Here is a 12422-nt window from a genome sequence, read left to right as displayed (position 1 = left end):
ATTTTGTAGGATCAACAAACTTGTTCGCGGGAAGTCGGGAGTGCGAGTGTCCAAGGTTCGAGGCGTCAGCGCCGTCGCCGTCGTGATCGTCCTCCTGGCGGGCCTGCTGGCCTGCGGGTCGCCGGACCGGAAGGGGGAGGGCGCAGGGGAGCAGAAGCCCGTCTCCGTGTCGGTGGACGTCACCAATCTGCCGCAGCGCCTCATCGGGGTGAAGCAGTCCATCCCCGTCAGCGCGGGCGAGGTGACCCTGCTCTACCCGCAGTGGCTCCCGGGAAATCACTCACCGTCCGGTCCGATCGACAAGATCGCCGGCATCTCGTTCTCCGGTGGCGGGAAGAAGTTGGACTGGAAGCGTGATCCACTCAACGTCTACGCGCTGAAGGTGACGGTTCCCGACGGCGTCGACACCCTGGACGCGGCGTTCTCGTACCTCACGCCCACAGACAGTACCCAGGGCCGCGTCGTGATGACGCCGAACATGCTCAACCTGCAGTGGAACGCGGTCGTCCTGTACCCCGCTGGGAAGCCCGCAAGCGAGATCCCGTTCACCGCGAGCGTCACCTACCCGCCGGGATTCGAGGCCGGCACGGCGCTGGACGTCTCCGGCCGGCGCGGAGACACCGTCGACTATCGGACGGTCCCGCTCGACGTCCTCGTCGATTCGCCCGTCTACGCGGGCCGCTTCCACAAGGAGATCGACCTGGCCCCCGGCGCCGAGGTTCCGGTGCGGCTCCAGGTCTTCGCCGACGCACCGGAGCAACTCGAGGCCAAGCCCGAACACATCGAACAGCACCGGGCGCTCGTCACACAGGCGGTCAAGCTGTACGGATCGCAGCACTACGACCACTACGACTTCCTGCTCTCGCTCTCCGATCAGCTCAGCTCCAACGGGCTCGAACACCAGCGTTCCAGCGAGAACGGCGAGCCGACCGACTACTTCACCGGGTGGAACCCCGAGGTGGGCAGCGACGATCTGCTCGGCCACGAGTACACGCACTCGTGGAACGGCAAGTTCCGGCGGCCGGCCGACCTGTGGACGCCCGACTTCAACACCCCGATGCAGGACAGCCTGATGTGGGTGTACGAGGGGCAGACCCAGTACTGGGGGAACGTGCTCACCGGCCGGGCGGGCCTGCGGCCGGCGGAGGTCTCCCGCGACGCATTGGCCTCGGTGGTCGCCACGTACACCGACGGCCGCCCGGGCCTGAGCTGGCGGAGCCTGCAGGACACCACGAACGACCCGATCATCGCGCAGCGTCGCACCAAGCCGTACCGGTCCTGGCAGCTCAGCGAGGACTATTACCAGGGCGGTCAGCTCGTGTGGCTCGGCGTGGACGCGCGCATCCGTGAACTGACGGGCGACACCAAGTCGCTCGACGACTTCGCCCGCACCTTCTTCGGCGTCGATGCCGGAACGTGGAAGACGCAGAACACCTACGACTTCGACAATGTCGTCGCGGCGCTCAACGGCGTGGTCGCCGACGACTGGGCGAAGTACCTGCGCGATCGTCTCGACGGCAAGGAGGCGTTCGCCTCCAGCGTCGAGAAGGCGGGATGGAAGTTGGTGTACGACAACAACCCCGGCCCCTTCCTGGCGGCGCAGATGAAGGCTGCGGAGGGAGCGGCCAACTACACCTACTCGATCGGCCTCAACGTGTCCGCGACGGGCAAGGTCACCGACGTGCGGTGGGACGGACCCGCGTTCACTGCGAAGGTCGGGACGGGAATGACGGTGCTGTCGGTCAACGACGCCGCGTACTCCCAGGCGACGATGCAGACCGCGATCGAGGCCGCCAAGGCGAACCCCGCCCCGATCCGGCTGCAGGTGAGGGACTTCGACCAGACGCGGACCGTCGAGATCGACTACCACGGTGGCCTCCGGTACCCGCATCTGCAACGGATCGAGGGCACCCCGGACTACCTCAGCCGGATCCTGGAGAGTCGCCCGTAGCAGCCGGAGGTCATGCCTCGCCGCGGCGGAGCAGGCGACCGTGCGGGGTCTCGAAGTCGATCTTCTCGCCGCGGAGCCAGGTTCCGTTGACCACGCCGGCGAGGGCGCGGCCGTCGTACGGCGAGATCGCGTTCTTGTGGTGCAGGTGGTGCACGTCGACGACCTGCGCGGCCTCGGGCTCGAAGATCGCGAAGTCGGCGTCGAAGCCGAGCGCGATCCGGCCCTTGCGGCTCATGCCGGCCAGCTTCGCCGGGTTCGCCGACATCCACTCGAGGACCTGCTCGAGGGAGATCCCGCGCTTCTTGGCCTCGGTCCAGATGAGCTGTAGTCCCAGCTGCAATGAGGCGACGCCGCCCCAGGCCACACCGAAGTCGCCGTTCTCGACGTCCTTGAGGTCGATCGTCGAAGGGGAGTGGTCGGAGACGATGCAGTCGATGGTTCCGTCCAGCAGGCCCTGCCATAGGAGTTCCCGGTTCGACGCCTCGCGGATCGGTGGGCAGCACTTGAAGGCGGTGCCGCCGTTGGGGATCTCCTCGGCGAGCAGCGTCAGGTAGTGCGGGCAGGTCTCGACCGTGAGCTTGACCCGGTCGCGGCGGGCGGTCGCGATCATCGGCAGCGCGTCGGACGAGGAGAGGTGCAGGATGTGCGCCCGCGCTCCGGTCCAGCGGGCGCGCTCGATGACGTCGGCGATGGCGACGTTCTCCGCGCCGCGGGGGCGGGAGGCGAGGAACTTCGCGTACTTGTCGCCCTCGGGCTCGGGTGCGTGGTCGATGGCGCGCGAGTCCTCGGCGTGCACGATCATCAGCGAGTCGAACTTGGCCAGCTCGGCCATGTCCTCCTCCATCTCGTCAGCGGTGAGGTGGGGGAACTCGTCGACACCCGAATGCAGCAGGAAGCACTTGAAGCCGAAGACGCCGTCGTCGTGCAGGCTGCGCAGCTCGCCCTTGTTGCCCGGGACGGCGCCTCCCCAGAAGCCGACGTCGATGTGGGCCTTGGGGCCGGCTACCTCGCGCTTGATGCGCAGGGCTTCCCGGTCGACGGTGGGCGGGATGGAGTTGAGGGGCATGTCGACGAGCGTGGTGACGCCACCTGCGGCCGCGGCCTTGGTGGCGGATTCGAAGCCCTCCCACTCGGTGCGCCCGGGCTCGTTGACGTGTACGTGGGTGTCGACGAGGCCAGGGATCATCACCTGATCGTCGGTCAGCTCGACGACCTCGCGGCCGGTCAGGTCGTTGCCGAGCGGTTCGATGGCGACCACCCGGCCGTCGCGGATGCCGACCTCTCGCGCCACCGTTCCGGCGGTGGTGACGATGCGGCGGCCGCGGACCACCAGGTCGTACTCGGCGGTGTCGGTGCTCATGCAGGTCTCCTTCGCTAGAAATTCCGAGTGGCGGAATTTCGTCTCGATCCCAGGCCACACTAGGTGTGACCTGCGCCACTCGTCAAGATCGCTGTTTCCGTCGTGTGACGATCATATTCCGACATGCGGCATGACTCTTGACACGTGAGCTGGGATAGGTCTTACTTATCGCTACAAGTGGAACAAACCTTCCGCACAACGGAAAAGATTCGAGCGGTCAGCCAGCAAGAACGAAGGCCCAGCATGACAGAAGAACTCACCCCCCGCGTCGCGGCGGAGGCGAATCCGATCCGGCTCGGTGACACCGGTGTCGCCGGTGTTCCCGACGTGGACGCCCTGAACCGGCTCAGTGCCGGCCTCTACAACCAGGACCTCGCGCCCACCAAGAGAGCCGGCCGCACGTGGGGCGGCTACAACATCTTCACCCTGTGGGCGAACGACGTGCACAGCCTCGGCAACTACGCCTTCGCGATCGGCCTGTTCGCGCTCGGGCTCGGCGGCTGGCAGATCCTGCTGGCCCTCGGTCTGGGCGGAGTCTTCCTGTTCCTGTTGCTCAACCTCTCCGGCTTCATGGGGGAGAAGACTGGTGTGCCCTTCCCCGTCATGAGCCGCATCTCCTTCGGCATTCGAGGGGCGCAGATCCCGGCGCTGATCCGCGGTGTGGTCGCGATCGCCTGGTTCGGCATCCAGACCTACCTCGCCTCGGTGGTCCTCCGGATCATGATCGTCGCGGTCGCTCCCGGCGCGGCGACGCTCGACGAGGACCGCTTCCTCGGCCTCTCGACCCTCGGCTGGATCTCCTTCCTGGTCCTCTGGGCGGTCCAACTCGTGATCGTGAGCTACGGGATGGAGATGATCCGCAAGTACGAGGCCTTCGCGGGCCCGGTCATCCTCATCACGATGGCGGCACTGGCGATCTGGATGCTCAGCAACGCGGACTGGTCGATCGCCTGGACCACCCCGGAGTCCACGACGGGCGTCGACATGTGGCTCCAGATCGTCGGTGGAGCCAGCCTCTGGGTGGCCATCTACGGCACTTTCGTCCTCAATTTCTGCGACTTCACGCGGAACGCGACGTCGAAGAAGTCGATCGTGCGCGGCAACTTCTTCGGTATCCCGCTCAACATGCTGCTCTTCGGCGCGATCGTGATCACGCTGGCCGGTGCGCAGTTCAAGATCAACGGCCAGGTCATCGAGTCGCCGGCCGACATCGTCAAGACGGTGCCCAACACGCTCTTGCTCGTCCTCGCGTGCCTGGCGCTGCTCGTGCTCACCGTGGCGGTGAACCTGATGGCCAATTTCATGGCGCCGATCTACGCGCTGAACAACCTGTTCCCGAAGCACCTGAACTTCCGCAGCGCCGGTCTCATCTCCGGCGTGATCGGTCTGGTCATCCTGCCGTGGAACCTCTACAACTCGCCCGCGGTCATCACCTACTTCTTGGGTGGTCTCGGCGCGCTGCTGGGCCCGCTGTTCGGCATCGTCATGGCCGACTACTGGCTGATCCGCAAGTCCAAGGTCAATGTGCCCGACCTCTACTGCGACCTGCCCGACGCGCCGTACTTCTATCAGGGTGGGGTGAATCCGAGGGCCGTGATCGCGCTCGTTCCCACCGCAGGCGCGGCGCTGCTCATGGCCTTCGTGCCCGCCTTCCACGTGGTCTCGAACTACTCGTGGTTCATCGGCGCCGGCCTCGGCGCGCTCGTCTACCTCGTGGTGGCCGACCGCAAGGGCCCGTTCGTCGATGTCTCCGGCGAGCCGATCGCCGTCCCCAGCAAGCACTAGGAGTTCCGCGATGCGCATCCTCGTCGCCAACGTCAACACCACGGAGTCCATGACCGCCGCGATCGCTGAATCGGCGCGCTCCGCGGCCTCGCCCGGCACCGAGATCATCGGGATCACGCCGCGGTTCGGCGCGGACTCGTGCGAGGGGAACTTCGAGTCCTATCTCGCCGCGATCGCCGTCATGGATGCGATCACGCGCTACGAAGGGCCGTACGACGCGGTGATCCAGGCGGGCTACGGCGAGCACGGTCGCGAGGGTCTGCAGGAACTGCTCGAGGTGCCCGTCGTGGACATCACGGAGGCCGCCGCGTCGACCGCGATGTATCTGGGCCACAAGTACTCCGTCGTCACCACCCTCGACCGCACGGTCCCGCTCATCGAGGACCGGCTCAAGCTGGCCGGGCTCGACGTCCGCTGCGCCTCGGTGCGCGCCTCGGGGCTCGGCGTCCTCGAACTCGAGTCCGAGCCCGAGCGTGCCGTCGAGGCGATCGTCGCCCAGGCGCGCGAGGCCGTCGAGCGCGACCACGCCGAGGTGATCTGCCTCGGCTGCGGCGGCATGGCGGAGCTGGAGGAGAAGGTCTCCGCAGCGACGGGCGTCCCGATCGTCGACGGGGTCCGGTCCGCCGTGACCATCGCCGAGGGGCTCGTGCGCATGGGCCTGAAGACCTCCAAAGTGCGCACCTACGCTCCGCCGCGGCCCAAGGTCGTGACGGGCTGGCCGTTCCAGAACTGAAGCTCCTATCGGGTGGTCGTTCGAGAAGCAGGATGGCCACATCACATTCCGGCGAAGGGACGGCACATGACGACGACTGAGGCGCCGAAGAAGAAGCGCTGGTACAGATCCCTGTTCGTCCAGGTGTTGATCGGCATCGCCGCCGGAATCGCCACGGGCATTTTCTTCCCGGGTTTCTCGGACCACCTCGCTCCGCTGGGGCAGGGCTTCATCAAGCTCATCAAGATGCTGGTGTCGCCGCTGATCTTCCTCGTGGTGGTGACGGGCATCGCCAAGGTCGGCAGTATGGCGGCACTCGGCAAGATCGGTGCGAAGGCCCTGCTGTGGTTCACCGTGTGCACCACGTTCGCGCTCGCTCTCGGACTGGTGGTCGGCAATGTCGTCCGCCCAGGCGAGGGACTGAACATCGACCCGTCGACCCTCGACGCGAGCGCGCTCGACGAGAAGACCCATGGGGAGCACCTGCCGGGCGGCGTCGACTTCGTCATGAACATCATCCCGACTTCCGTGGTGGACGCCTTCGCGAAGAACAACCTGCTCCAGGTGCTGCTGTTCGCGGTGCTCTTCGGCGTGGCGCTCGCGGCGATCAGTGAGAAGGTGCAGCCCGTCCTGCTCGAGGTCATCGACCAGGCGATGCATGTGATCTTCCGGATCGTCAGCTACATCATGTATCTGGCGCCGATCGGTGCGTTCGGCGCGATGGCTTTCACCGTGGGCAACTACGGCGCCGACTCGCTCAAGTCCTTCGGCATGCTGGTGCTCGCGTGTTACGGGGCCGCCGCCGTCTTCATCCTCATCCTCGCGGTCGCGGTGCGCCTCATCACCGGTGTGAGTACATGGAAGTTCCTCAAGTACTGCCGCGAGGAGTTCATGCTCGCGCTGGGCACCGGCTCGTCCGAGGCCGTGATGCCGTCGATCATCAAAAAGCTGGACGCGGCGGGCTGCGACCGCTCAGTGGTCGGTCTGGTGATCCCTACCGGCTACTCGTTCAACCTGGACGGCGCGGCGATCTACCTGTCGCTGTCGATGATGTTCCTCGCGCAGGCTGTCGGCGTGGACCTCAGTGTGGGGCAGCAGATCACGATCATGGGCATCCTTATCCTCAGTTCCAAGGGGATGGCCGGCGTCCCGGGCTCCGCGTTCGTTGCGCTGTCCGCCACGGCCGCTGCGGTCGGTGCCTTCCCGGTGGCCGCGGTCGCTCTCCTTCTCGGTGCCGACCGCCTCATGGATTCGATGCGTGTGGCGACCAACCTGCTGGGCAACTGCCTTGCCACCTTCGTCATCGCGCGGTGGGAGGGCCTGCTCGACACGGAGAAGATGAAGGCGGTCATGGAGGGCACGCTCGTCGTCGACGATCCCGACGACGTGCGCGCGCACCCGGGCCACGGCGCGGCCGAGTTCCCGCCGCGTGCCGATGCCCCATCGCGGGCCGAGGCCGACGACGGGATGACCACCAGTGCCGAAGGAGCGAAGAATGTCTGACGCCACCGCACCGTCCGGTGCCGATGCCACGGTCGCGATCCTCGGTAGCTGGGGCTACTACGGGCTGCTCGACGATGCCCGCGCGTACCCCGTGGACACGCCCTATGGCGCGCCGTCGGACGACGTGGTGATCGGGACCGCGCACGGCCGCAGAGTCGCCTACCTGACCCGGTCCGGACGCGAGCGGAACATCCCGCCGCACAGGATCAATCACCGTGCCAACATCTGGGCATTGCACCACCTCGGCGTGCGGCACATCCTCGCCGCCACGCCCGCCGGAGCCTTCGACCCCGCGGTGGGCGTGGGCACCGTCGTGGTACCGGACCAGCTCGTCGACCGGACTGGGCGGACCGACGACACCTTCCACGACGACGAGGACGTCCGCGTCTCCTTCGCACAGCCCTTCTCCGAGCCGGCCCGCGCCGCCGCGATCGGCGCGCTGCGCGAGCAGCGCTGGGTCGTGGCCGATGGCGGTGTGGTCGTGGCCATCCGCGGCCCGCGGTTCTCGACCGCGGCCGAGTCCCGCTGGTACGCGGCGCAGGGCTGGGACGTCGTGTCGACAGCGCCCTACCCGGAAGCGGCGCTGGCCCGCGAGCTCGGTATAGGGTACGCGTGCGTCGCGCTGGTCACCGATCACGACGTCATCGCCGAGACCCCGTGGCCCGTCAGCCAGGAGCGGGTCCAGGAGGAGCTCGACGCGAACACCCTGCGGCTGCGCGAGGCGCTCGTGCGCGCCGCCGCGACGCTGCCCTGACGCGTCCCGCCCGCGACGAGAACGACGGTGCCCCTCCCGGATCCGGGAGGGGCACCGTCGTATCGGCTCGCTACAGGACGATCTGGCGGTTGACGTCCTTGTAGAGAAGGTAGCGGAAGTTCGACGGTCCGCCGGCGTAGCAGGCCTGGGGGCAGAAGGCGCGTAGCGACATGTAGTCGCCCTCCTGCACCTCGACCCAGTCGCCGTTGAGGCGGTAGACGGCCTTGCCCTCGAGGACGTACAGGCCGTGCTCCATGACGTGGGTCTCGGCGAACGGGATCGACGCGCCCGGCTCGAAGGTCACGATGTTGCAGTGCATGTCGTACGCGAGGTCCTGCGGATCGAGGATCCGCGTGGTGCGCCACTTGTTGTCGGTGCCCGGCATCGGCGAGGGCTCGATGTCGCGCTCGTTGCCGACGGCGACCTTCGGCGTGTAGCCCGCGAGCGGCTCGTAACGCTTGCGGACCCATTGGAAGACGGCGGCACCGTCGGACGTGTTGGCGACCGACCAGGGCGTGCCCGCGGGGATGTACGCGTAGCCGCCCTCGGTGAGGGTGTGCGCCTCGTCGGCGATCGTCACCTGCACAGTGCCCTGCGTGACGAGGAGGAAGCTCTGGACCTCGGGCTGCGGCTCCGGCGTGTCCGAGCCGCCGCCGGGGGAGACCTCGACGATGGACTGGGCGAAGGTCGTCGACCCGCCCGCGACGGGGCGGTTGAGCACCCATGCGCGGGTGTTGGTCCAGCCCGGGAAGACCGAGGTCACGATGTCGCGCATGACGCCCCGCGGGATCACGGTGTAGGCCTCGGTGACGATGGCGCGGTCCGTGAGCAGGTCCGTCTGCGGCGGGTGGCCGCCCTGCGGCGAGTAGTAGACGGGTGCGGACGAGCTCATCGGGTCTCCTCGGGCTGGGTGATGGTGGGGCGGTTCAGGGCGAGGTCGCGGACCGTCTCGACGGTGACCTCGGCGGAGGACGCGACCTCGGCGGCGGTGACCGCCCCGCAGGTCACTCCGCGATGGATGAAGGATGCGAGCGCGCGGGCCGTCGCCGGCTCGTCGAGGATCGCGGAGTCGATGCGGTGCACGTAGTTCCGCAGCCGGGTCGCGGCGGCGGGGAAGCCGTCGCGGTAGAAGGCGTAGGTCGCGAGGAACCGCGTGACGAGCTGGGCCGGGTGCAGGTCCCAGCCCTGGTAGATGCCGCGCTCGAGGTGGCGGCGCACGAGCCGCGCGTGCAGGCGCCAGGCGTCGGCCACGTGGGCGGGATCGCCGATCGGCAGGATGTTCGTGGAGCCGTCCGAAAGGTGCACGCCCGTTCCGGCGACGGCCAGCTGCATCACGTTCTTGGCGTGGTCCGCGGCGGGGTGCTCCATCGACTGGTACTGCGCGGCGATGCCGAGCGAGGCGGAATAGTCGTAGGTGCCGTAGTGCAGCGAGGTGACCCGCCGGTCGGCGGCGTGCAGCAAGGTGGCGACGGGCGCGGTGCCGTCGGCCCCGAGGATCACCTGGGGCGTCTCCACCTGCACCTCGAAACGCAGCCGGCGCTCGTCGAGGCCCAGTGCGGTCTCGAGGCCGCGACTCGCGTCGACCATCGCCTCGACCTGGCCGACCGTGGTCACCTTCGGCAGCGTGATGGTGAGCCCCTCGGGGAGCGGACCCGCCGCGACGAGACCGCTGACGAACAGGTCGAGGGTCCGCAGTCCGCGGGCCCGCGTGGGGGCCTCGAAGCACTTGAAGCGGATGCCGATGAACGGGGCCGTCGAGCCGTTCGCCACGGCCCTCGTCACCGCGTCGACGGCGCGGGCCACGTCGTGGTCCTCGGCCTCGTCGCCGCGGTCGCCGTAGCCGTCCTCGAAATCGAGGCGAACGTCCTCGATGGGCTCCTCGGTCAGCTTGCGCCGCACGAGATCCGGGAGTTCTTTATCGTCGAGGCCCACGATACGGGCGACCTCGTCCAATCCTCCCGCGGCGGCCGCCGCGGCCAGGGCCCGCTCGCCCCACTCCCCGGTCGTCTCGAGTGTGAAGCGGTCGGCCGGCAGGTACACGGTGTGCACGGGTTGCCGTCGGCCGTCGTCGCCGGGGTAGTCGTGGGCCAGGAGCGCGTCGGTGTCGGCCAGGCGGCGGTCGATCGCGGCCAGGGCGTCGTCGGAGAGCGAGCGGCTGAGCATGGGGCCTCCGTCTGAGCTATGGAAAAGAAATTCCGTATGGTGGAGTCTACGCCGGTCCCGAGGCCCGCACAAGGATATTCGAGACGTCGTACGCCTGCTGCGACCTAGGTGGCGACCTCATCCCCACCGATCCACACGCGCGCGACATCCGCGGGGGTGGCCAGGGAGAAGATCTTCGCGAGGGCGTTCTCCGCCGAGGCCGCGTGCCGCAGACACACGTCGAGCGGTTGCCCGCTGCTCGGACGCACCAGGATCGCGTCGAACTGGTTCCCCGTCGAAAGGTCGCCCACATCGTCGAGGCCCAGCGCGGTCGCGCCCGCCCGGGTGGCGAGGTACAGCAGGTGGGCCGCGGTGAGCGGCACCCCGTCGGACATCAGGAGCTGTTGCATGAAGTACGCCTGCAGTCCCTCCTTGAACAGGGAGAAGCCGCTTCCGGCACCCACGTCCGAGCCCAGGGCCACCTGCACGCCGTGCTCGAGGTGCCGCCGGAGCGGGAACGATCCGCTGCCGAGCGCCGAGTTGGACGTCGGGCAGTGCGCCACCGCCGCGCCCGCGCTCGCCAACAGCGCGAGCTCGGGATCGGTCGGGTGCGCGTTGTGCGCCAGCACCGACCGCTCGTGGATGAGCCCGTGCCGGTGGTAGGTGTCGAGGTAGTTCGGCGACCCGGGGAACTGCTCGATCACGGCCGCGATCTCGGCGGGGTTCTCGTTGATGTGGGAGGTGAACCACAGGCCCGGAACGTCCTGCATGAGCGCGGCACCGCTGGCGAGCATGGCAGGTGTCGTCGAGTAGGAGAACCGGGGCGTGACCGCGTACCGCAGTCGACGGTGCCCGTGCCAGCGCTCCGCGAGCTTGCGGCCCTCGTCGTACGTCCGTTCCGGGGTGCTGAGCAGTGGCTCGGGGAGATTGTGGTCGCTGGTGACCAGTCCCGCGGTCACGCGCACTCCGACCCGATCGGCCTCGGCGAAGAGGGCGTCCACGGCGTCGGCGAAGTGGGAGCCGAAGACGAGGGCGGTGGTGGTTCCTGCGGCGGTGAGGCCCGCCAGGAACTCGCCCGCGATGGTCCGGGCGTACTCAGGATCCTCGAGCTTGCACTCCTCGGGGAGCGCGCACTGGTCGAGCCAGTCCAGGAGCGGCATCCCGAGGCCTCCGATGGCGCGGACCTGGGGGTAGTGGACGTGGGTGTCCACGAAGCCGGGGAGGAGGACGCCGTCCCGGAGGTCGACGACCTCCGCAGCGGGGTAGCGGTCGGTGATCGTCCTGAATTCTCCGCGATCGACGATCTTCCCATCCCGGACCACGAGTCCGGCATCGTCGGCGCAGCGGAGAACGCCTCCGGCGAAGGGGCTTTCGGGAGCGTCGAGCACCTGAGCGCGGTAGATGATCATGAGGGGTCTCCTGGAACGGCTGAGGGGAACCGGACGAGCAGGTCGGCGGCGACGCTCACGGCGATGGTCGCCGGATGTTTGCCGCCCAGGGCGCTCAGCCCGATGGGGGATTGGATGGTGTGGATGGTCGCGGCGTCGTGTCCGGCCTCGGCGAGCATGGCGCGGAAGCGCGTCCACTTCGAGGCGGAGCCGATGAGGCCGACGCTGCCCAGGCCGGGCGTCCGAAGGACCTGGTCGCACAGGCTGAAGTCCTCGGCGTGATCGTGGGTCATGATCAGCACGTGGCAGCCCGTGGGGAGGTCTTCGAGGACCTCCTCGGGCAGCATCGAGTGCCGCAAGTGCACGGTCGCCTCGCCGGGCTCCAGGGCACCGGCGGCCTCGATCTGCTCGGGGCGCGAATCCGTCAGGTACAGCTCGACGTCGTGGCGGGACAGGATCCGCGCGAGTTCGAGGCCGACGTGGCCCACCCCGAAGATCGCGACCGCCGGTACCACCGGGAGCGGCTCGAACAGGAGAACCACCTCGCCTCCACAGCATTGGCGCCCGTGTTGATTGCGGGCCTTGTCGTTGAGGCGCAGCGTGAGCGTCTCGGGTATCGCGACTGCGTCCCGGAGCATCTCCCGGGCCCGGTCGATCGCCGTCAGTTCGAGATTGCCGCCGCCGATCGTGCCGAATTCGCCGTCGGCGGTGGCGATCATCTTGGCGCCTGCCTCGCGCGGAGCGTGCCCGCGGACCCCGATCTGGGTGATCAGGACCGCGGGGACGCGTTGCCGACGCAGGCGGGCGGCGTCGCCCAGCCAGGTCAT

The 12422-nt window shown here is 68.3% G+C and carries 10 protein-coding genes; 5 read left to right on the top strand and 5 right to left on the bottom strand.

Annotated elements, in window-relative coordinates; all coding sequences use genetic code 11:
• Positions 1–46: 46 nt before the first annotated feature.
• Positions 47–1951 (top strand): M61 family metallopeptidase, encoded by a 1905-nt coding sequence (locus HNP44_RS07745; RefSeq protein ID WP_259143298.1) that lies wholly within the window; start codon positions 47–49, stop codon positions 1949–1951.
• 10 nt (positions 1952–1961) lie between these two features.
• On the opposite strand, the gene allB is transcribed toward HNP44_RS07745, so the two are convergent.
• Positions 1962–3311 carry an allantoinase AllB gene (gene allB, locus HNP44_RS07740; RefSeq protein ID WP_259143299.1) on the bottom strand — a complete coding sequence of 450 codons (1350 nt, stop codon included), beginning with the start codon at positions 3309–3311 and terminating at the stop codon, positions 1962–1964.
• Between the two features lie 243 nt (positions 3312–3554).
• Between allB and HNP44_RS07735 the strand changes: the two genes are divergently transcribed.
• From HNP44_RS07735 to HNP44_RS07720, 4 genes are all read left to right on the top strand, one after another.
• Positions 3555–5096 carry an NCS1 family nucleobase:cation symporter-1 gene (locus tag HNP44_RS07735; RefSeq protein WP_259256860.1) on the top strand — a complete coding sequence of 514 codons (1542 nt, stop codon included), beginning with the start codon at positions 3555–3557 and terminating at the stop codon, positions 5094–5096.
• A 10-nt stretch (positions 5097–5106) separates the two neighbouring features.
• A complete protein-coding gene (locus tag HNP44_RS07730; protein ID WP_259143302.1) occupies positions 5107–5829 on the top strand; it encodes an aspartate/glutamate racemase family protein in 723 nt (240 codons plus the stop codon).
• A gap of 66 nt (positions 5830–5895) precedes the next feature.
• Positions 5896–7311, top strand: coding sequence for a C4-dicarboxylate transporter DctA (gene dctA, locus HNP44_RS07725; RefSeq protein ID WP_259143303.1), 1416 nt, complete (start codon positions 5896–5898; stop codon positions 7309–7311).
• Complete coding sequence (locus tag HNP44_RS07720; protein WP_259143304.1) at positions 7304–8065, top strand: MTAP family purine nucleoside phosphorylase; 762 nt, start codon at positions 7304–7306, stop codon at positions 8063–8065. The genes dctA and HNP44_RS07720 overlap by 8 nt, the downstream gene beginning before the upstream one ends.
• 70 nt (positions 8066–8135) lie before the next feature.
• Here HNP44_RS07720 and HNP44_RS07715 read toward each other — a convergent pair whose 3' ends face one another.
• From HNP44_RS07715 to xdhC, 4 genes are all read right to left on the bottom strand, one after another.
• Positions 8136–8957, bottom strand: coding sequence for a bifunctional allantoicase/(S)-ureidoglycine aminohydrolase (locus tag HNP44_RS07715; protein ID WP_259143305.1), 822 nt, complete (start codon positions 8955–8957; stop codon positions 8136–8138).
• Positions 8954–10228, bottom strand: coding sequence for an HpcH/HpaI aldolase/citrate lyase family protein (locus HNP44_RS07710; RefSeq protein ID WP_259143307.1), 1275 nt, complete (start codon positions 10226–10228; stop codon positions 8954–8956). The genes HNP44_RS07715 and HNP44_RS07710 overlap by 4 nt, the downstream gene beginning before the upstream one ends.
• A gap of 104 nt (positions 10229–10332) precedes the next feature.
• Entirely contained in the window at positions 10333–11616 is a 1284-nt protein-coding gene (gene guaD / locus HNP44_RS07705; protein ID WP_259143308.1) for a guanine deaminase, read from the bottom strand.
• Positions 11613–12422: a xanthine dehydrogenase accessory protein XdhC gene (xdhC, locus tag HNP44_RS07700; protein WP_259143314.1), complete on the bottom strand. Its 810-nt coding sequence runs from the start codon at positions 12420–12422 to the stop codon at positions 11613–11615. Before xdhC ends, guaD begins: the two co-directional genes overlap by 4 nt.

The sequence above is a fragment of the Tsukamurella ocularis genome (assembly GCF_024807615.1).
Lineage (GTDB): Bacteria > Actinomycetota > Actinomycetes > Mycobacteriales > Mycobacteriaceae > Tsukamurella > Tsukamurella ocularis.
This window is presented reverse-complemented; position numbering and strand designations above follow the sequence as displayed.